The organism is Pseudomonas wuhanensis, assembly GCF_030687395.1.
In the GTDB taxonomy this organism is placed as follows: Bacteria; Pseudomonadota; Gammaproteobacteria; order Pseudomonadales; family Pseudomonadaceae; genus Aquipseudomonas; species Aquipseudomonas wuhanensis.
This window is the reverse complement of sequence record NZ_CP117430.1, coordinates 966,483-985,757: the sequence shown is the minus strand read 5'-3', so window position 1 is coordinate 985,757 and position 19,275 is coordinate 966,483. Positions and strand designations below refer to the sequence as shown.

The window sequence follows — 19,275 nt, the reverse complement described above, 5'->3', positions numbered from 1 at the left end:
TAAGAAAATTATCTCTCAGAGCTAAAGCAAGTCGAGATTTTCCTCGGTGTGTACTACAGCCTCGCAGCTTTATTAAGGCGGCGTTTTGCGCCTAGAGATTAGCAATTCGCTATTCAAAGCTTCTGCGACAACGAACACCGTCTGGATCCCTCCCACTCTCCTTCGGTTGTGAAGACCTCTACTATGGCGATACCGATTGTGGCCAGACGTAATCAGTTAATATCTGGGCCGATGCTGGAACTGTTTACAATGACTCCAGCTCAGCTTCGATGGCCGTGATATCAGTATCGATCAGATCATCGAGCAAACTGTCCTGCTCCAGGCTCATCTGCTCGCTACGCTTGGTGAACTTAAAGCGTTTGAGCTGCGTGATCTCGTGGGTGAGTTCCTCGATGAGCGTTTTGTCGTGCTGGGATTTCTTGTCCATAGCGCCGACCTGAAAAAACAACTGTGCAGCCAGAGCGCGCAGTTGTTCGGGGGTCAGTTGATCGAGGTCGGGCAGCGAAGTCATGGCGCCGATCTTGCCAGAACGTGTCAGAGACGATGATAGGCTGATCGGACAATTGCTTGGCCAGTTAGGGGCTACGGAGGTGACAGCCAACGTACGCGGTGCCTTGGATACAATCGGCAAGAACGAGGAGTTCATCAACATGGTGCTTGCGATGCTCATGACGCCGGAGTGACACATTCGCAACGGCTAGCGAACGGCCGCTGTGGACTCAACGACCGATACAACAAACGGACTCAGCACAATCCTAATTCGACTCATCCACAGCCCACGCCGGTTTGTAGTCGCATCGTTGACGCACGAAGCTAGTCGGTACTTTCACTCCCCCTTCAAAGAAATCGGTAAAACTGAAATCAGCCAGCTTTTCGGGGGCAACCAGCACGGACTCCTGAGCAGGTCCGAGGAAGAGTACCGGCCGAGTCGCTGCCACATTGGCGCATTCGTGCGAGTAATTAAAGTCCAGCGTATGAGCCATCAAATAGACTTTTTCCGGCACCCGGGAGTCGGCTATCTGATTACCGGACCAGCTCCACCCGAAATAGAGAATTACACCGAACACAAAAGCGGACAGTAACGAGAAAAGCGGGGCCGCAGTAGCAGTATTACCATCAACTTTACCCTTCAACCAGCCGGCTACAATCAGAGCGTGAACCAGTAAAAAAATCAATGCCACAGTAAGTACGAACGGCAACAACAACTTAAGCACCAACAGTGCGGTGGTAAACACAAATGTGAAGGGCAACGCGGAAGCATCTATGTGAAATACTCCATTGATGTAGCCCGCAGCTTTGCCTCGGGCGTAGAGCACCACACCGGAAAGAATAATCGAAACCAAAAACTTGGTAATGGTAAAACCCCACAGGGACCTCACCACCGCGGAGCGCTCCAATGACACCCCAACGAAAAGGGTGCACAGTACTACCGCCCAGAGCCTAAATGCCAAAGTGTGCTCGCGCACCCAATCAATATCGCTGCCAGCGGATCGAGTGATCGCCAGAAGGACACCGACAGTACCGACCAGGCCAAGAGCCCAACTGATTTCATAACTGCGTTCGTCTTTTTCATTCCCCTGTACGCTCAGCCATTCGCTTAAGCGCTGATGAATGTCGCGAATATAGTACTTCAACGATTTTTGCTCTTCCTGAGTCAGGTCCTGCACACTTCCACGAAGTTCCTGATGAATGCTCTCGAGTTGCTGTTCGACTTTTATCATATCTCTTAATAATATTACTAAATGGAGCGTTGGCGTGAAGACCTTTTATTGGTCCGTATAGGATCAAGACCTAGCGAAAAGAATCGAGGGTGAATGCAGGTCCGATAGCAGCGCTGGCTTATCTGCTAATTATAATCAACTCTTTCTAGCGGTGGCGGCTGATCAAGTCGAGTGTAGTTCGCAATTCGGTAAAATTTTTCTACACGACCACACATATTGAGTTTCATAGTGTCAGGGCCGGTGAACTCTCCCCGTTTCCGCTGATCCTCACCAGCCATTTTTGTAAAAAAAGTATCTACATCAGGGCCGTTTTTAACTATCCGGTGATCTGCATCAATTGCTATTCCACCTGTCAACGGAGTCGTTTTAACAAGAACAAAATATGTAGAAAACCCAAGGTTACGACCACTTTCATCTCGACTGTGGAATACCATAAGTCCGTGCTGGGAATATGGAAGCTCGCCGGGGCTGAGTTTGAACATGATAGTATCACGTGTATCCACTCCCATCTTCTTGCAGACTACCTCTGCCTGCCACTTCCCAATTCCTCGACTAGACAGACCGGAATTGTCAGACGTTTGAGCTACGCATCCGCACACAAGAATTGAAGGCACCAGGGCAATAAGATATTTTAAAATTTTTGCTCTCCTAAACTTACTAATAGGTGAAATTCCGCTTCAACATATTATTAAGGGAGGGCGCATCGTGCCTGCTGCTTATTACAGAGACACACCCCTGAATGTGCAGACCTCCCCCCTCGTACTAAGCACTTGAGAGTACGAGGGGCTGATGATATCAAATAGACACTACTGAGTGGTATAGGCATCATCTTGAATTAATCCTATTCGCTCAAATCAACGACTCGGCTCACCGCATCAACTGTACATACTGCATTAAAGGCTATGGTATCCATAACTGGACATCGCCGCCCGCGGTGAGGAGATTCTGGCTGCGCTCACTATCCTTAGCCCCCATCCACCCCGCGCTCTAGTTGAATGCTCTGAAACGATTCTCCAAGAAAGCTAAATTTCCGAGCAAAGAGCGCTGCGATACGAGTATCTGCTGTAGCAAAAAAAATCTGTCGACTGGAGTTCACGGCCAAATCGCGTAGATAGTCTAGGAAGGACAGTGCGTTTAAATCGTCGATATGCGCGATCGGGTCGTCAATCAGAAGGACCGGCGGTGCCTTGCTTGCGTTACGATTCATCGACAAAAATACAGAGAGCGCAAACGCTGCACGTTGCCCTGTGCTTATTTGCTCCAGCGTACGTTTCTCATGTGAGCCCGATGTCTGGAGGAGTGCCTCTCCCTGGCCAACATATTCATATTCGTTCGGCGCATGGATGCGACTGAAAATTTCATTTATCTGCGAGCTGATGGCGCTCAACGATTCTTGCGTTGCGTGTTCAAGAGAGCACTCATTGCGAAGCAGCTCCAGAGTTTCTTTGGCGACCTGATAGTTTTCCGCCTTTTCCAAGTTTTCGTTCAGCTGCCGGTTCAGGTGCTCAATCTGCTCGACAAGTGTGGAAATTTTGCTAGACGCCATGTTTTCCATTTTGACGGCCTCCATCGCTTCAGAATGGATCCGAGTGGCGCCAATTATCCCGATACTTAAATCAGCAAAGTTTGCGCTGTCATCTATATCCAAAAAACTTTGTAAACCATCAATTCGGGTCTGAATCGATTCGATTTCACCTTGCATAGTTATTAGAGATTCTATACCTGCATTGGGTCGGGCTCGTGTTTGCCAACCTTCGACGGTGGCAGCAGCACTGAGACCAGAAAGCTGTTTTTCAAGGGAGTTATGCAGTTCGAAATTCTGAGTTATAAGTTTATGAGCTGCAGCAGCGGCTTCGCGAAACGAAGCTCGTGCTTCATCAATAGCTACCGTATCGAACTCTGTTTCAGACGTGAGCAGAAGCGTTGTGACAATGTCCCGAAGGTCGTCGTGCTCGCGTGCCGTCAACTTTGAGTTGGCTAGCTCCTTCCAGTCAATTCTGGCGGAGGCAAGTTCTTGCTCAGCACTCGCCAACTCGAATTGCAGTTCTGCCAGTCGGGCGGGAACCTCAGAGCAAAGCGCATCTGGTGCTAGGTCAATGGCACTTGCTATTCGCTGCAGGTTCTCAATGAGGCGGACTTTATCTTGAAAAAAATCGAGCTGTTCCTGAGCTTCGGAAAGTTTAGAAGTGACCTCTGTGAGCTCGTTGGTCTCTTCTAATGTTTGTGTGATTTGCTCAACAAGATCGGCCAACTTCTGGGGTGAATATTTGGCCCGGCAAATGGGACAATCGTCTTCCGGATGGCCAGCGTTGAACGATGCCACTGCAGCGGATCGTAGTTGACGTGCAGCTAGCGCTCGAGCGGATGCTGCCTTTCCAAAGCTGTCAGCCAGATTATCCAAACTGATCACTTGATCAATGCAGTCCTGGACATCCAAGGTTGCGTCGCGAATTGCAGACTCCAGCGTTTCGGCTGCATACCCTTGAGGTACTTTGGGAATATCGCCTGTCGCGTACAGGCCCAATCGGCCCTGGGCGATTTCTACCGCTGTATTGGCCTTCTTGCCACGAGCATAGGCGATGGCGAAGCCACTATTCACGTAGGTCAGCCAGCGATCTAGGGTTTCACAAGCCTCTTCGCAGGCAGCTGCATGTTTAGCAAGCCGATTCATTTCCTGCACATATTTTGTTCGATCCGCTTCGAGCGGAATAGCAAGCGCCAATGCCTGGTTTATCTCTTTGCCGCGCGTCGAAATCGCGTCAATAGACACCACGGCTGAACCCGCCGAAAGTACAGATTTCAGATGGCCGAGTGCCTCCGCGAGGCCATTTGCTTCTTCTTCTGTGACTAGCGGCGCCGTTACCTTTTGAGCTTTCCAATTAAGCCCTTCCAAGGCTACGCGAAATGCCTCTGTGAGAGCTTTGCCGTCCGAGGGGCGACTCTGAGTGTCCTCAAGCTCCTTCTGAGCAATCTCTAGCCTCTGCCGACTTTCGTCGACTCGCATGATTGAACGCTCATGGGCGGTTTCGATCTCAGGCGAAATCTTGCCGAGATAGTCCCAGATCATTGAGGCATCCGCACCGACAAGCAATCGGCTCAAATCACTTGGTATTTCTGATGGTTCTAATTCTGTCGAGATTCTGAATGCCGCATCTGTATCGAGAAAGTTGTATCGAGTGAATGCACTCAGAATCGACTTTGCAAGTCGTTCGTCCCGATTATACCAACTGAAGCAGCGAGCTCTGATTCGACCGGCCTCTGCCGAGGCTACCAGCGCCTCAGTCTTACCAACCAATGAGCCGGAGATTTTCGGAATGACCGCGTTCCCCTGCCTACGGTTATGACCACAGTAGAAATATTCGACAGCTTCAAGCAACGATGTCTTACCAGTACCGTTGGCTCCAACGATGAGGGTTACCTGGCCAAAGGTGTACGACTTCCCGTCGTGAACTGGACGGAACTGATCGATCGAGATGGATGCGAGCCATTTCTGAGTAAGAAGGGCGTCGGATGGATTTAGCGTCAGGGTCTTGTCTGCGACGGGTACGCGTTTGGCTGACCGGGTGCCGATGCGCTCAACAACGTCCTTTCGTGTAGGTCGATCGAGCAATTCATCCAAATCTGCGGCGGCGAGGCGCTTTTCCCATTCGCCAACGACGTTGAAGTCCTTGCCAGTGTCGGTTGGTGTGAAGTACTGGGCGGCGCCAAGCAACGCTTCAAGCTCTTCTTCGGAGACGACGCGCTTGCGTGCGTACTCTTTGTCCGACTCAATAGTCGCCTTCGCTTTTTCAAAGTCATCATGGCGTAGCGATTTCGGGCCGGCAACGATGTAAAGGTACTTGTTCCATCGCAAGTCGCCAGGCGTGCCGAAGAAATCGTCGCCCAGGATTCGCTCCTGAAAGTCGTATAGTTCGCCAGCGCGACCAACCACGTTATCGGCAAGATCCACATAGGCGATGGCGTAGCACTTGCCTTCGTGGCAGCGCTCGCCTCGTACCACCGCATCATCGATATTCTGAACGTCACTGAGCAGTGCGAAGACTTTCTCTCGAACTGACTGAAGTTCCAACATTTAGTCCGCCTCTGCAATGGAGGTAGCGCTGCCGCCCCCATGGGTGATGTCAGTGAGTTTGGAAATTGGTGCGAACTCGGCTTGCCCATCTATCGTGTGATAGCAGACCGCGATGCGGTGCTTGTGGTTATCGTTGTTCTCTCGGCGCAGCAACTCAAACGCAGCGTCACTCACGTTTTTAATCATCTCTGAGCTCGGATCCATTCCTAGATAAGCGACCAAGGCCGGCTGCTTCCCATCTTTGAAGACGTTCACATGCGGTGAGTCTGGTCGCCACATGATGCGAGCTTCACCGCCACCGAGGTCGTGAATCTGACGCGGTAGCTTCTTCGTGGCCAAGATTTTGTTCAGAGCCGCAACCTTCTTGATGCTGTTTTCACGGGCATTGCGCGCAGCTACATCGCGGTCCAGAGCGAGAGTCACGCGTCGCACAACTTCGTCCTCGCCCAGTTTGCATGCGTCAAGTTCGCCAGCCTTGAACCAGGTTTCCTTGCACTTCGAGAGACCGCAGGAAAGCGCAATTGCACGCTCCACCTGTAGTCGGCTATTCACTGTCTTCAGGCTTGAGAACGCCGACGTCACATCAAGCGAAAGTGCGAAGAGATTTGACAAGCCCGGGTCAGGGTTTTCTGCGTTGGGCATCCAGGCCTGATGGTCATCATGCCAGGTGTACCGAACATCCATCTTTGGTCCGAGATGGTTGTCGTGCACGCGGTGGCCCAGTTGAACAATCTTAGCGACGGTCAATTCAAACGCAGCTGCGCCGAAGTGAAAGTGGAGCACATGCCGCTGGTTAACGTGACGCGAAAAATAAAGACCGCATTGTTCGTTTTTCTCAACCTCATCATCGTTAGATGAACAGCGATGTTCCGAGATGTACCAGGCGGACCCGCTCTCGTTCTTCCATGCTTCGCTATTGCCGCCGGGCTCATCAACCTGGACCATGTTCTCTGCCCAATTCAAGCAGACGATGTCGCAGTTGTTTAGGTCCTTACTTTTGTTGAACGTGTCGACGCGATAGCGCATGTAACCGGTGTGCTTAGGCTTCGGATTCAGCTGAATGTGTAGCAGCGTCGCGTTGCGTGAGAGTTTCCTGCGAAGCGTTTCGTCGGGTGAGACCTTGAAGGAGTCTGAGCAGATGATGGTTGCGAGCGAGAGCTCTTCATCCACCCCCTTGAATTGATAGATGACAGTACCGCAGCGAAGGTTCTTGTTTTCGAAAAAGTGCAGATCCCTCGAGGAAATCGTCTTGAACTGCAAGAGGACCACGCGCCGGTCCTTCCCATCAGCGTCCTTCGTTACGAAGCAGAAGGCGACGGGATCGTAGTAGATACCCTGAATGGCCGCAGATGTGTCTTTCTCGAAGATGACATCGCAGTAGCCATTGCAGTCGGTTTCGAACCTCTCGAGTTGAGCTGGCGTCATGCTTTCACAACCCAGCACCCAAAGGGCTCCGACAGCGGGGAATGTGGGGCCCTGAACACACTTCACCAGAGTCTCGATTGGGAGGTAGTACTCCGGGGTTACAACGAGGTGGTGTCCTTTCTCTGAGGCCAGCTCAAGGAAATTCGTAGCCTGCTTATCGGCGAACGCAAGGTCGAGCGGACCGATGCGGGTGTTGTCAGCCAATATTGGACCGGAAGGCTGAAGTAAAAGCGCGCGATACGACTGGTCGTTCGGGTTCAGCGCATCGAGAGATGGATTTCTGAGCAAGCGGGCTTGGAGCACGCCTTCCACGTCACGGATGGAAATAGTCATAACGCCTCCCTGCAGCGGCTATCGCCTGCTTCTTTTGCCGGCCGCATCGTAGCAGCTTGCCACTAACTCGGTGAAGAGAAGACAACAAGGTTTAGGTAATGGCTAGATGACGCGTGCATCAAACAACACGTTAAATAAACTGGCCACGCCGACGGCGCCGAGTGGTGGCCGATGGCAGGAGCACTCTGGAAGAAGCGTGTGCGCATTACGGATATATTCGTCTAACGTAACGCCCTATTGCGCATATCAATTCGAAAAGGTTTTCATCCGTAAAACAAGGGTGAAGACCTCCAATCACCTCGCTGATCTGACCATCAAAAACTTTCGCAAGCTGCGTGATGCCAAGCTGAAAATTCGCCCTGATTTGGTGTACTGATAGGGCCTGAATAACGTACGCATAGCGCAGTAGTGGGTGTGTATCGAACGCCTCTCACAGGGCATGAAGAATCGTATCCCCGCCTCGATGTCTCCAACCGACATCGTCCGCACGAAGGCGAGGAAGCTGGTGACACCAGCTTCCCTTGAATTAAACAGGATTTATAGACCAATCCCAACGTCAGATTTTGTCAGATGTCGTAAATTAAGAAGCGGCAGCGGTGATAGCTAAGGAGTAAACCACTACGATAGTCTGCACGCTTTATTCGACGCGCACCGATGTCAGCAACAACATCCTTGTGCGGGTGATACGGTGAGGTATCTGGAACGCATTGCACATATGTCGCTGCTTGCAAAAGCCTAGCGTTCCCAGGCTTCCAGGAAAGAGCAGATCCGTGGTGGGGTACCTGGACAACACTCAAGCGTCTCCAACGCTGCGAGCCAAAATGCTTCGCCATGGACTGGATTGTCAGTGAGTCCACCTTCAAATCTCCCAAAAGCAAGGTTGCGACATGAGGTTGGGGGTGCCTAGTGCCATGGACAGCACAAAGAGGACAGAAGTAATCACATGGTCGGATCATGCGCGTCAGTAGGCACAGAGAAATGTTATTCCTCGCTTTAGCTGACTGCCCAAAATGCTTGTCATAAATGCTACGCAGCTTATCGCGCCAATGCGGTTTAGGCTTGTGGTTAGGTAACCCCACCCGATAGCGTTTAACAATATCTTGGATCTCGGAGTCAACCGCTGACATCGTAGCGCCAGAGCGACGCGCAACACGCTCTCCTGTCGGTAGGCTTCTACAAACATCCGGCTGGTCAGAGTTGTAAAACATAAACTCCAAGTTTGTATTGATCACACGAAAAGGACGGCTGTGATTGAGCTTCGCAACTAGCGGACCAGCATCTTTAGATAAAGGGCCCATTGATAATGGTACGATTTGCGATCCAAGATCGGTTGCCCAGTTTTGCTCCAAGTCTCGACGTGCTTCGCGTCTAGGGGTGTGTTCTTCGAAAGGACCGCCTGCATCTCTGGGTGGATTAAGATCTTGCCTTGAACCACCACGTTCAGGATCGTTTGGGAGGTCTTTGGCTATGCCTCCTTCAACCTCTAAAATCGTTTCAACACGTTCAGCCAGTCCTCTAACCGCCAGCCAATGACTGGGGTAAAGCTGAAAGAGAGCAGTAGAGGATGAACAGGATTCACCAGTTAAACCTGCAGCTACAGCTAATTTTTGGGCCAAATCCGTGAATGGAAGAGCCAGCCATCTAATTGTCCATGTCGTTAGAAACTTCTCTACACCATTCACATGGTCATCGTCGAAATGGGAGAGAACAAACAGATTAATATCCTTGCCCTGCGCCCAATGCCGTCCCCATTGACCTGAAGCTAGACCATCTATCGCCGCCTTGATACGGTTTGGCCGCTTGGATCCGCAGTCATAAGCCCAAGTGAAGGAGCTCTGCCCATCTCGAGAGTGAGCTCTGCCGGTGAGAAATGTTCCGTGCCCTACGGGATGGAAGATTTGATCGAGTCTAGTCTCCATAGAATCCTTTTGAAGTTGAAATCGCTGAGTGAATCGCCCCGGGTTTTCTAGACACTCTCCAGGCTCGCTGCGTAACGCTTTTCAAACTCTACCGGTGACAGCTGATTGTTGAAACTTTGACGTCGCTTTGGGTTGTAAAACATTTCGATGTAATCGAACACATCATCCCGAGCATCCTGACGTGTAGTGTAGATTTTACGCTTGATCCGTTCCCGCTTTAGCAACTGGAAAAGCTCTCCGCCACAGCATTGTCGTGGCAGTTACCTCGACGACTCATGCTGGCTACCAGGTTGTTAGCTTTCAAGAAGCTTCGCCAGTCTGAGCTGCCCTGACTGCCTTGATCCGAGTGAATCATCACCTCTTGCTTCGGCTTACGTCTCCAAACCGCCCAGCAGTGCATCAATGGCTATGTCGCTGGTCATCTGCGACTTCATTGACCAACCAATGTAAGGGGCCGGCGAACACACCTTCCGAACTCCAGCATTAAGGACGATGGTGTCCGCGTATTTTTAAGCGGACGCTATCGCCCTTAACGTCAGGAATTCCATGCGCCAACGAAGCTCTTATCCCAAATCGTTCAAAGCCCAGGTTGTTCAGGAATGTCTGCAACCAGGCGCGACGATCTCCGGTGTCGCCATCAGTCATGGCATCAACGCCAACGTCATTCGAAAGTGGATGCCGCTGTACCGGGATCAGCCGCCAGCGGTGCTACCTGCTTTTATTCCAGTGAAATCTACGCCAAAACGGCAGAGTGAAACGTCGGCGGTAATCGATCTGCCGTTTGGCGATCAATCGATCACAGTGAAATGGCCAACTTCTGATCCTGAAGGATGCGCCCGCTTTGTCCGTGGGCTCACGCAATGATTCGTATCGATGCCATATGGCTCGCCACTGAGCCCATGGACATGCGTGCAGGCACTGAAACTGCGCTGGCCAGAGTGATTGGGGTGTTCGGTGCGGCGAAGCCGCACTGCGCTTATCTGTTTGCCAATCGCCGCGCTACCCGCATGAAAGTGCTGGTACATGATGGCATTGGCGTTTGGCTGGCTGCACGCCGATTGAACCAAGGCAAGTTTCATTGGCCTGGCATTCGACAAGGCTACGAAATGGAGCTGGATAACGAGCAACTTCAGGCCTTGGTGCTCGGTCTACCTTGGCAACGCGTTGGAGCAGGCGGTGCAATCACACTGCTTTAAGAAGCTGTAATTAGCGCCTTGGCCTACTGCCGCAAGCGATCTGCTTTGGTAAAATCCACGGAATGACTTCCTCGCCCAATCTCGATCAAATGCCCCCCGATCAACTGCGTGCATTCGCTGCGCAGTTGCTGTCGCAGGTCGAGACCATGGGCAAGACGGTCGAAACACTGGGCAAGAAGATCAACCGCGATCAAACGGTGATCGAGAAGCTGACCCACGAGATCGCACAACTCAAGCGCTTGAAGTTTGCCAAGCGCAGCGAGCAGATGAATCCTGAGCAGGCCAGCCTGCTTGATGACCTGATCGATACCGATATCGCGGCGATTGAGGCCGAGCTTCAAGCCTTGCAAATAGCGCCAGCGGCGATCGAGAAAAAGCAAAAGCCCAAGCGCACGGCATTGCCGTCAGAGTTCCCACGCACGTTGATCCACCACGAACCGGACAACACCCACTGCCTATGCGGTTGCGCACTCAAGCGCATCGGTGAAGATGTCAGCGAAAAGCTGGACTATACGCCGGGCGTGTTTACCGTTGAACGCCATATTCGTGGCAAGTGGGTTTGCGATGACTGCGAAACGCTGATCCAGGCACCGGTACCGGCGCAGGTCATCGACAAGGGCATCCCGACTGCCGGATTACTTGCCCACGTCATGATCGCGAAGTTCGCTGATCATCTTCCGCTTTACCGTCAGGAATCGATTTTTGGTCGTGCCGGCTTGGCGATTCCACGCTCCACTTTGGCTCAATGGGTGGGTGTTACAGGCGTGCAGTTGCAGCCCTTGGTCGATGCCCTGCGTGACGTAGTGATCGGGCAGCAGGTCGTGCACGCGGATGAAACACCCGTGCAAATGCTTGCTCCGGGCTCGAAGAAAACCCACCGTTCTTATGTTTGGGCTTACGCCACCAGCCAATTCTGCGAAGCAGCCGCTGTCGTCTACGACTTCAGCCCCAGCCGCGCCGGTGAGCATGCTCGCAACTTCCTGCAAGGCTGGAAAGGTAAGTTGGTCTGCGATGATTTTGGCGGCTACAAAGCCAGTTTCGAACTTGGTGTTACCGAAATCGGCTGCATGGCCCATGCGCGGCGCAAGTTCTTCGAACTGCACGCCACGAACAAAAGCCAGCTCGCCGAGCAGGCCCTGCGTTACATCCAGTTGCTGTACGAAATCGAGAGCGAAGTGCGCGACCTGGAGCCGAATTTACGATGCCGAATACGGCAAGAAAAAGCCGTACCCGTGATGGATAGGCTGCATGCCTGGATGATCGCCCAGCGTGATCTTGTGCCCGAAGGTTCGGCTATTAGCAGAGCACTCGATTACAGCCTGAAACGCTGGGAAGCGCTGTCACGCTACCTCGATGACGGGGCCGTACCCATTGATAATAATTGGGCAGAGAATCAGATCCGACCATGGGCTCTTGGCCGCAAAAACTGGCTCTTCGCAGGATCGCTACGCAGCGGAAAACGGGCTGCGGCGATCATGAGCTTGATCCAGTCGGCGCGGCTCAACGGGCATGACCCGTACGCCTATCTAAAGGATGTTCTCACGCGCCTGCCGACGCAGCAGTCCAGTGAGATTTCCGAGTTGCTACCGCACAGATGGACGCGAGCGTAATCAAAAAGCTTAACCACTACGCAGCAAGCTCAACGTAGCTAGACTCCCCACCTCCAGTCGCGCCCGACAACCAACCCCATACGAACATCAGAGTGGTACGTCCTGCGTGATCAACGCCTACCGTGCCACGAGACCAGCCAGCAAGAATCTCACCATCCGTAGTTAAGCAATGATAAAGAAGCTCAATGGTATCGGGGCCAGTCACGCGTCCGACTTGATGACCCATACGGATCCGGCCACCTTGATAAGTACCCCAAATGGAATCTTCTTCGACATGGTAGTGAAATACTGTGCCAGCACCGGATAGCCCGTGGGCGTTACCCGCTACCGTAAATCGGCGATTGTTCAAACGCTCCCTGATTTGAGCAAGGGGGATTTCCATAAGATGTCGCGTCCTTTTAGTCGAAATGTTCCATTACAGTCTTCGATGATCTTAAGCCATTTTGTCGTGCCTGATGATAGGTCTGCTTGCCTATCCCTGGAGCTGCAACTCACGACGATAAAACGCAAGATGTGTTCACCGCCCGCTTACCAACCAATGATCTGGCGTGAAAACAAATCGAGCACTACGGCCAAATACAGCCAGCCTTCATCTGTTCGGATGTAGGTAATGTCTGTGACCCAGACTTTGTTGGGCTCTCTGACATCGAATTGGCGCTTCAGTAAGTTCGGTGAGGCAACGGCTGGTTTACCGCCATGTTTCCCCGGCCTCCGTCGATACCCAGTTTGAGAGCGTAAACCTTCAAGACGCATCAACCTGGCCACCCGGTGACGGCCACAGCTCTCACCAACTGTGGATAAGAACGGTTACCACTGGCCCTGACAGTTGTGCTGTTTGTGGGGAACGTACTCGCTCCGAGTGATTTCGCTCGTACGCTACTGGGTACGACAAAGGAAAGAATATGGGATTGCGTCCATTGCGCTCATGGCTAATTGAGTGTGATGGCTCAATTTTGCAATATACTGTTAGGCATCTATTGGAAAGAGATTCGTCATGTCTAAACTCGCAGAGTTCCGCCAGCTTGAAAAACACCTCGCAGAGCAACTCCAAGCTCTCGAAGCGCTGAAGGGTGATGCTGGTCTCAAGAAGGAAATTGAATTCGAGTCGAAGCTGCGCGCCTTGCTCGCAGAGTACGGTTATAGCTTGCAAAATGTGATCACCCTGCTTGATCCGCACGCAGTTCGTCGCGCGCCTGCTGCGCAATCCAAAATCGGCACTCGTAAACCTCGGCAGGTGAAGGTCTATAAGAACCCTCACACTGGTGAAGTCGTTGAAACCAAGGGCGGCAATCACAAAACATTGAAGGAGTGGAAAGCAAAATACGACTCAGCCACCGTCGAGTCCTGGCTCTCCAAGTAACTTCTCTCTAATTAGAAAAGGCCCACTTAGGGGCCTTTTTTATGTAACTCTTACTTGATCTGATTTAGCTTTCCGGATAGCGGCACTCCCGCTCAGTCTAGAGCCGCTTGTTGCAACTCCTCTGCAGCTATACGAGCAGCCTGGGAGTTGTGCGCAAAGACAGTTGCACAGCGAAGCCGGTCGACGTAGCCGTCTCGCCCCTTCGCCAGCAAGCCGGCCATCACATAGCTCTGCTCCATGATCGCTCTAATTCTGAGGAATGGCTCGACCATCTCTGGTCTCGGAAGATCCATAGGGTTAATTCCCCGCAGTGCAAGCACCTGCGACTCGACAGTGGTAAGGATTTCCTCATTTGTCTCCTGCACTTGCAGCTGCAAATCATTGAAACTATGGAACAATAAGCTTGCAACTGCCGCCGCGCGCGTAGCGACCCCAACAATTAGGTTGGATACAACTCGGTCCTTATTGCGACGCTCCATAGTCTGCTGCTCACCCTGTCTGTGCGTGATCAATACCGCCACGAAGATGGCAGCAATCGAGCCAATTGCCTGCACCCAGCCTGGACTGTCTTTATCAAGAACACCGAAGTGGACAAACACCCCGACCATAAGCCATAGAGTGGGAATACCAAGTATCAGGAGCCACATCCACCACACGGTACATACGCCAACTCATGGGAAATAAATCTCCACTTTTTCAAAGCCCGCTCCAACTAAATGACAATTTTTCGAGCCTTAACCCATAAAGAGATTCTACAACGGGCCTTGTAATTCGTCGTCGACAACTAAACCAGCTCAGCATCTAGCAGCACAAGTTTGTCGTTTTGACGCGTGAAAAAAACACGGAAGTTATCGACCCTCGTTACATATATCTCTTCGCTCACACCGCGTACACGTTGCACACTCCCACTTCTTTCTAAACCGCTTGGGCTTAGGCGTTCCAATGTTGAAACCATTTTTTCGAAGGAAAAGCGAATGAGGGTTTCTGGTCGCTCTGCCTTATCTTGGAATTTTTTCGAGACAAGTACTTTCATTTGATCCCCATTTTCTTAAGGAGGTCTTTTGCATCCATCAGCATTGCCTGTTCTGGATTTTTACGGATATGCCGTGCGGCTCCTTCCAGTTGAGCCTTCCGAATGTAAGCTATGCAATGTGCGGAATCACCAAATTTTGTTACATCTTCATCGAAACCAATGCAATACCACTGAAACTTAAGGAGCACTGCTGCTGCTACGATTAAAGCCCAAAATGCGGATGCTGTATGAAGAAGTTTCCAATTCAACTGCCCCTGAGGCATTATTTGGGTGGCCAATATGCTCGATATTAATCCGATCAAAATGGTCAGCACCAAATTGATTGAAGCCCTCGTTTTAGGCGCTATCAGCCAGGTTCCCCAGTGCATAAAAACTCCATTTTTGCTTCTTGTCATGGTTGGCTATACGGCATCGCTTCGACAGTCCCACAAATCCAACTGTGTTCAATTCTGTGGTTTTTCTGGCACTACCGCAATGGCAACGACTCACCGCTTTAGGTGGTACAAGCATCCTGTAGCCTGGCCACAGCACAAAAGGCGGCTCCCCGAAAACCACCACTCAACGGCTTGTAAAGAAAAGAAGCTTAAGTGTACCTGCGCTGACCCACCGAGCGTCCACTTGAACCGGTTGCTGACTCTCCCAAGGGCTTGAGCTCGGCCCAAAACTTCTGTTCGATAAGAGAGACAATGCTGGATAAACATTGTCTGCAAAATCCTCCTACTTGACAGAAATCCTGAACGTTTCCTGCCAGGCACCTGACCTATGCTGTTCCTGCTTCAAACGCCACGTAGGGGCAATCATCTCCTGACTGAATCGCTGCCTCGGGACACCTCAGCCTCTAGATGAAAGCATTAATGCGCTCTGGCTAGTTTAATTTCGAACCGCACACCATCCTTGACGTTCTTAACAGCAATATCCCCCCCCATCTTTGTGATGTACTGTTTTGCGATAAATAGACCTAAGCCCTGATGGTCTCCTGCTACATCCCGACTGCTCACGCCATATTCGAACACTTCTTCAATAGGATAAAAAGGGATGTGTGGACCTTGGTTGCTGATGTGTATTAAGACCCAATTGGAGTCAGAGAAAATCTGTAAAACGATATTCGTATCCGCTTTTCGAAATTCTTTCGCGTTATTTAATACTGCCATCAGCGAAGCTTCCAACATGTCGCCATCGGCGCTGACGTACAGCACGCTTGGGGACTTGTTGAACGTAATGATTCCATCGCTGGACTCAGCAGCATTCTCCAAGTATTCGGAAACGTCTTCCTTGGTAATATTTCCGCGTGATGAACTAATGGCTTCTTTAGGCCCCACAACTTTTTCCGAGCTCTGACCAGAGTACGTATTAGACAATGTTTTTAGCGCATAGGAAATTCGCTTCAAACTTTTCGCGCTTGGATCGTCAACGTTGTTGTGCCGTAGCAAAAGGTCTTGTAGGGGAGATTTAATCTCATGCCCTATGGCGCGAAGAAGGTCACTCTCTTTCTTCGCATGCTCCAATGCTTCCCGCCCATAGGTGGTGATTGATCTGTGCAAGTCCTCAATGCTAACCCACAACACGCCAATTTCATCATGACGATTGGAGATGGTATGGGGCAACTTGAAATCTTCAGCATCCGAATAACGCCCACGCATATAGATAGTGTTACGTCGTACGTGATTGAGTGGGGCCACGACAAAGTAGTAAATTGCAAAGCCGCTGAGTACAAGGATCACGCCAAAAATAAAGGCAAATGCTATAATTGCTTTCGCTGCTGCACTCCAACCACCAAGCACCAACGCAGGATTTCCTTGCAATTCAATTTTACCCCCATTTGAAAGCTGTATAGCTTTCTGAGTTGAGACGGCGGGAGTGACCAACTCTACTATTATGCTTGCCAACTTGCTTAGTGCCGACCGATTTCCATCTCGTACGCTGCTACTGCCATTTGCGAATACCTCGACTGGTAAATCGTGACCTGGAGGGAAAAATTTAAGGCTTTCCCCTGGCGCGAGGTATTGCCCCATCGACTCAAAAGAAAATATGGCCTTTGGGTTCATTGTCGAACCGTCCATAAGTACTTGCCCAGGGCCATCACCGTCTGGGCCAACTAGCTTCAAGATCACGCGCGCTTTCGATATGTCCTCGGGAGGCCATGTGCTGCTGGTGACATTCGCGCCTTCACTATAGGCATATAGTGGTACTTGCAGTATGAACTCGTAAGCACCTGCCTCCGTCAATGAGGCCCCATGGGCTAATACGCGCCCTTTAATATCAGGCTCACGAGTAAAGCGTCCGGCCCCCTCTACTTGGGTTTTAAACCCCGCGATGCTCCATGCAGGAGAAAAAATTCCTTTCTCTGGGACGTTAGCGCGACGAACTGGATCGAAGGTAGCTAAAAAGTAGCTTGTATTGCCTTTCGCCGTAATCGCGATACTGAAGTGGTGCGCAGTGAACGGGGACTTTGCATAAATTGGCGACGTCAGAGTACCGTTGATCTGGAATTTTCCGCGCAAGTAGACAAGCGTTCCATAAGCTCGGTTTTCCAAAACGCCAGCGCATAGCTGATTATCTGGAACTGCCACAGTCGAAAAACTGCAAGCGCGGAGAGGTTTAATTTCCTCTATATGCCCTGGAATGACATTAAAAAACTCTAGCGGCAGTTTAGCTAAAGGAATTCCATAGCCATCAGAAATCTGCTCATTAACATTAGCGAACGCTATTTTCCCATCTAAACTCTCAAATTCAGCTGCAACACGCTGCAGTGTTCTTTGGACTGTGCCTTGGTACTGCCGGGCCACCGGCACATAGCTATATCTAAGGACAGCTATCGTACCAACGAACAAAACTAAAACCATAAGACTCATAATCCCAACTATGAGTATACGAGCCTTAGCTTTTCGCAGATTAGCTTTGAGATTAATTAGGGATTGACCAAGTCTTGCCACTGAACACCTTTCATCCTAATCACAACAACATGTTCTGGCGACTCACCTACTTCTTCCAGAGCGTCTCGTATAATCTTGACGTGCTGGCGAATCGCTTCTGGATTTCTTCCGGATTTTACGAGCTCATAAAATCCGGCGTATGGTACGTAGGATCCTCTACGGTCATAAATTCGCCACAGGATGCTTTTGGCCGTTTGCGGAATATTCAAAGGCTTATCTTTGAATCGCATTTTCCCAGTCGAATGATCGTAGGTTATTAGTGCTTCCTTATCTTCCGTATTTGGGGCGCCGTTATTCCGCAATACTTGAAGCACCATCTCGATGAACTCTTGTCCATCAGGTGGAATCGGCTTTTCCATGTAATCCCATACGTCCAACTGACGCATTACCCCTCGATAAAGAGATGGATCAAGCCCTGACACTACCATTACGGGAGTTTTGTGATTAATGATGTTTGTACGAAGTATGCCGACTCCAGCATTTCTTTCGGGCGACAACTCAATATCTAATACAATCAAACTATAGCTTGACTCAACAATAGCTTTTTCGGCGCTTTCTCTATCATAGAACTGCTCTACAACAATGTCCTTCCCGATGCTTCTGCAGAAGCCAGCCAACGCGTTGTTCGTGTCAACAGAGTCTTCAATGATGGCGATCTTTCTCATGCTTTTTACCTCGTGCGCATATTGGGGAAGGGTACCAGTTATGCCCCCCCTACGGCTCTCTGCCTTCGTGAGTGTTTGCTCACGTTAGAGGTTGGAATCTTGCGTTTGCTCACAAAAATCTGGAAATCCGCTACACATGCTAACGCGAGTGTCTGGATCCAATTGTTGCGAGCTTCAACCCTAACGACTCGTTGCGTAGCCTTGAGTTCAAGCCATCAAGCCGGCCGAGACCAATGCGTCGCTAAAGCGTTGGATCAATCTATACATAGCCTCAACGCGTTGAGGCCAAAAGAGAGGTTTCACCATGACCGAACGTTACGAGATCTTCCGCTCTACTCAGAATCAGCAGTATTACTTCCGTCTGAGGGCGCCTAATAACGAGATCATTCTCGCTAGCGAGGGCTACCTTCAAAAATCAGGCTGCGAGAACGGGATTGCCTCATGCAAAACTCACTCGCCCTTCGACCAGTACTACGAAAAACGAACCGCACAAAACCAGCGCCCGTACTTTGTATTGCGCGCAGCGAACAATCAGATAATTGGCACTAGTCAGACCTACAGTTCGACTTACGCTCGAGACCAGGGCATCGCCGCAGTAAAAACATACGGGAAAAATGCTCCGATTGTCGACCTCACCTAAAGCGCTCGATAGCAGCCCGTTCACTGCGATAGGCCACAATGTTCTTGCTTGGAGGTAAGAATGACAAGCTATACCGTGTCGTATGATCTCGTTAGAAACAAAAACTATCAGCTGCTATTAGATGAGCTGACACGTCTTGGCGGACATCGGACGCAAGAATCCTTCTGGCTGATAGCGGTTAATAATACGGCTAAGGAATTGCATGACCATCTTAAAAAGTTTGTAGATAGCGATGACAGAATTTGGGTTTCTGAACTCACGAGGAACCATCATTATTCAAACGCTATGGCTGGTACAAATGCCTGGATCGCAAAAAATCCGCCCTCTCGATAGCTCGCACCTAGCGCCTAATATTGACGCGGCCGCCG

At 50.8% G+C, this 19,275-nt stretch carries 18 protein-coding genes and 3 pseudogenes; 7 read left to right on the top strand and 14 right to left on the bottom strand.

Annotation, left to right across the window (positions count from 1 at the left end):
* Positions 1-247: 247 nt before the first annotated feature.
* Positions 248-511 (bottom strand): annotated as a pseudogene (locus PSH88_RS04645) (transposase domain-containing protein); the annotation flags it as partial.
* Here PSH88_RS04645 and PSH88_RS04640 point away from each other — a divergent pair.
* Positions 510-683 (top strand): hypothetical protein, encoded by a 174-nt coding sequence (locus PSH88_RS04640; RefSeq protein WP_305425124.1) that lies wholly within the window; start codon positions 510-512, stop codon positions 681-683. The pseudogene PSH88_RS04645 and the gene PSH88_RS04640 overlap by 2 nt on opposite strands.
* Positions 684-755: 72 nt before the next feature.
* On the opposite strand, the gene PSH88_RS04635 is transcribed toward PSH88_RS04640, so the two are convergent.
* The 6 genes and pseudogenes from PSH88_RS04635 to PSH88_RS04610 all read right to left on the bottom strand — a co-directional run.
* Positions 756-1,721 carry a hypothetical protein gene (locus PSH88_RS04635; RefSeq protein ID WP_305425123.1) on the bottom strand — a complete coding sequence of 322 codons (966 nt, stop codon included), beginning with the start codon at positions 1,719-1,721 and terminating at the stop codon, positions 756-758.
* 125 nt (positions 1,722-1,846) lie between these two features.
* A complete protein-coding gene (locus PSH88_RS04630; RefSeq protein ID WP_305425122.1) occupies positions 1,847-2,203 on the bottom strand; it encodes a hypothetical protein in 357 nt (118 codons plus the stop codon).
* A 482-nt stretch (positions 2,204-2,685) separates the two neighbouring features.
* Complete coding sequence (locus PSH88_RS04625) at positions 2,686-5,793, bottom strand: AAA family ATPase (protein ID WP_305425121.1); 3,108 nt, start codon at positions 5,791-5,793, stop codon at positions 2,686-2,688.
* Entirely contained in the window at positions 5,794-7,551 is a 1,758-nt protein-coding gene (locus PSH88_RS04620) for a hypothetical protein (protein ID WP_305425120.1), read from the bottom strand.
* A gap of 566 nt (positions 7,552-8,117) precedes the next feature.
* Entirely contained in the window at positions 8,118-9,470 is a 1,353-nt protein-coding gene (locus PSH88_RS04615) for a hypothetical protein (protein WP_305425119.1), read from the bottom strand.
* Between the two features lie 47 nt (positions 9,471-9,517).
* Positions 9,518-9,916, bottom strand: a pseudogene (locus PSH88_RS04610) (DDE-type integrase/transposase/recombinase); the annotation flags it as partial.
* 100 nt (positions 9,917-10,016) lie between these two features.
* On the opposite strand from PSH88_RS04610, the gene tnpA reads away from it, so the two are divergent.
* The 3 genes from tnpA to tnpC all read left to right on the top strand — a co-directional run bounded on the left by tnpA (position 10,017) and on the right by tnpC (position 12,276).
* Positions 10,017-10,334 carry an IS66-like element accessory protein TnpA gene (gene tnpA, locus PSH88_RS04605; RefSeq protein WP_081625541.1) on the top strand — a complete coding sequence of 106 codons (318 nt, stop codon included), beginning with the start codon at positions 10,017-10,019 and terminating at the stop codon, positions 10,332-10,334.
* Complete coding sequence (gene tnpB, locus PSH88_RS04600; RefSeq protein ID WP_305425118.1) at positions 10,331-10,666, top strand: IS66 family insertion sequence element accessory protein TnpB; 336 nt, start codon at positions 10,331-10,333, stop codon at positions 10,664-10,666. Before tnpA ends, tnpB begins: the two co-directional genes overlap by 4 nt.
* Before the next feature lie 62 nt (positions 10,667-10,728).
* On the top strand, positions 10,729-12,276 hold the full coding sequence (gene tnpC, locus PSH88_RS04595) for an IS66 family transposase (RefSeq protein ID WP_305425117.1): 1,548 nt from the start codon (positions 10,729-10,731) through the stop codon (positions 12,274-12,276).
* Positions 12,277-12,292: 16 nt separating this feature from the next.
* On the opposite strand, the gene PSH88_RS04590 is transcribed toward tnpC, so the two are convergent.
* Both PSH88_RS04590 and PSH88_RS04585 read right to left on the bottom strand, forming a co-directional pair.
* Positions 12,293-12,658 carry an avidin-fold protein gene (locus PSH88_RS04590; protein ID WP_058886542.1) on the bottom strand — a complete coding sequence of 122 codons (366 nt, stop codon included), beginning with the start codon at positions 12,656-12,658 and terminating at the stop codon, positions 12,293-12,295.
* 149 nt (positions 12,659-12,807) lie between these two features.
* Positions 12,808-13,077 (bottom strand): annotated as a pseudogene (locus tag PSH88_RS04585) (DDE-type integrase/transposase/recombinase); the annotation flags it as partial.
* A 193-nt stretch (positions 13,078-13,270) separates the two neighbouring features.
* Here PSH88_RS04585 and PSH88_RS04580 point away from each other — a divergent pair.
* Complete coding sequence (locus PSH88_RS04580; protein WP_305425116.1) at positions 13,271-13,636, top strand: histone-like nucleoid-structuring protein, MvaT/MvaU family; 366 nt, start codon at positions 13,271-13,273, stop codon at positions 13,634-13,636.
* 92 nt (positions 13,637-13,728) lie between these two features.
* Here the strand turns inward: PSH88_RS04580 and PSH88_RS04575 are convergent, their stop codons facing one another.
* The 5 genes from PSH88_RS04575 to PSH88_RS04555 all read right to left on the bottom strand — a co-directional run bounded on the left by PSH88_RS04575 (position 13,729) and on the right by PSH88_RS04555 (position 18,267).
* Complete coding sequence (locus tag PSH88_RS04575) at positions 13,729-14,283, bottom strand: hypothetical protein (protein ID WP_305425115.1); 555 nt, start codon at positions 14,281-14,283, stop codon at positions 13,729-13,731.
* 137 nt (positions 14,284-14,420) lie between these two features.
* Entirely contained in the window at positions 14,421-14,669 is a 249-nt protein-coding gene (locus tag PSH88_RS04570; RefSeq protein WP_305425114.1) for a hypothetical protein, read from the bottom strand.
* The gene (locus PSH88_RS04565) at positions 14,666-15,037 is read right to left on the bottom strand and encodes a hypothetical protein (RefSeq protein WP_305425112.1); all 372 of its coding nucleotides are present in this window, start codon (positions 15,035-15,037) and stop codon (positions 14,666-14,668) included. The genes PSH88_RS04570 and PSH88_RS04565 overlap by 4 nt, the downstream gene beginning before the upstream one ends.
* A gap of 483 nt (positions 15,038-15,520) precedes the next feature.
* A complete protein-coding gene (locus PSH88_RS04560; protein WP_305425111.1) occupies positions 15,521-17,521 on the bottom strand; it encodes a sensor histidine kinase in 2,001 nt (666 codons plus the stop codon).
* Between the two features lie 56 nt (positions 17,522-17,577).
* Positions 17,578-18,267 (bottom strand): response regulator transcription factor, encoded by a 690-nt coding sequence (locus tag PSH88_RS04555; protein WP_305425110.1) that lies wholly within the window; start codon positions 18,265-18,267, stop codon positions 17,578-17,580.
* Positions 18,268-18,571: 304 nt separating this feature from the next.
* Here PSH88_RS04555 and PSH88_RS04550 point away from each other — a divergent pair, with 304 nt between their 5' ends.
* The gene (locus tag PSH88_RS04550) at positions 18,572-18,907 is read left to right on the top strand and encodes a YegP family protein (RefSeq protein WP_305425109.1); all 336 of its coding nucleotides are present in this window, start codon (positions 18,572-18,574) and stop codon (positions 18,905-18,907) included.
* Between the two features lie 60 nt (positions 18,908-18,967).
* The gene (locus PSH88_RS30390) at positions 18,968-19,240 is read left to right on the top strand and encodes a hypothetical protein (protein ID WP_370694675.1); all 273 of its coding nucleotides are present in this window, start codon (positions 18,968-18,970) and stop codon (positions 19,238-19,240) included.
* The last annotated feature ends 35 nt before the right edge of the window (positions 19,241-19,275 follow it).

Coding starts and splice junctions, on each gene's coding strand:
- PSH88_RS04640 (WP_305425124.1), top strand. CDS start 510: ATGGCGCCGATCTTGCCAGAACGTGTCAGAGACGATGATAGGCTGATC.
- PSH88_RS04635 (WP_305425123.1), bottom strand. CDS start 1,721: ATGATAAAAGTCGAACAGCAACTCGAGAGCATTCATCAGGAACTTCGT.
- PSH88_RS04630 (WP_305425122.1), bottom strand. CDS start 2,203: ATGTTCAAACTCAGCCCCGGCGAGCTTCCATATTCCCAGCACGGACTT.
- PSH88_RS04625 (WP_305425121.1), bottom strand. CDS start 5,793: ATGTTGGAACTTCAGTCAGTTCGAGAGAAAGTCTTCGCACTGCTCAGT.
- PSH88_RS04620 (WP_305425120.1), bottom strand. CDS start 7,551: ATGACTATTTCCATCCGTGACGTGGAAGGCGTGCTCCAAGCCCGCTTG.
- PSH88_RS04615 (WP_305425119.1), bottom strand. CDS start 9,470: ATGGAGACTAGACTCGATCAAATCTTCCATCCCGTAGGGCACGGAACA.
- tnpA (WP_081625541.1), top strand. CDS start 10,017: ATGCGCCAACGAAGCTCTTATCCCAAATCGTTCAAAGCCCAGGTTGTT.
- tnpB (WP_305425118.1), top strand. CDS start 10,331: ATGATTCGTATCGATGCCATATGGCTCGCCACTGAGCCCATGGACATG.
- tnpC (WP_305425117.1), top strand. CDS start 10,729: ATGACTTCCTCGCCCAATCTCGATCAAATGCCCCCCGATCAACTGCGT.
- PSH88_RS04590 (WP_058886542.1), bottom strand. CDS start 12,658: ATGGAAATCCCCCTTGCTCAAATCAGGGAGCGTTTGAACAATCGCCGA.
- PSH88_RS04580 (WP_305425116.1), top strand. CDS start 13,271: ATGTCTAAACTCGCAGAGTTCCGCCAGCTTGAAAAACACCTCGCAGAG.
- PSH88_RS04575 (WP_305425115.1), bottom strand. CDS start 14,283: ATGTGGCTCCTGATACTTGGTATTCCCACTCTATGGCTTATGGTCGGG.
- PSH88_RS04570 (WP_305425114.1), bottom strand. CDS start 14,669: ATGAAAGTACTTGTCTCGAAAAAATTCCAAGATAAGGCAGAGCGACCA.
- PSH88_RS04565 (WP_305425112.1), bottom strand. CDS start 15,037: ATGCACTGGGGAACCTGGCTGATAGCGCCTAAAACGAGGGCTTCAATC.
- PSH88_RS04560 (WP_305425111.1), bottom strand. CDS start 17,521: ATGAGTCTTATGGTTTTAGTTTTGTTCGTTGGTACGATAGCTGTCCTT.
- PSH88_RS04555 (WP_305425110.1), bottom strand. CDS start 18,267: ATGAGAAAGATCGCCATCATTGAAGACTCTGTTGACACGAACAACGCG.
- PSH88_RS04550 (WP_305425109.1), top strand. CDS start 18,572: ATGACCGAACGTTACGAGATCTTCCGCTCTACTCAGAATCAGCAGTAT.
- PSH88_RS30390 (WP_370694675.1), top strand. CDS start 18,968: ATGACAAGCTATACCGTGTCGTATGATCTCGTTAGAAACAAAAACTAT.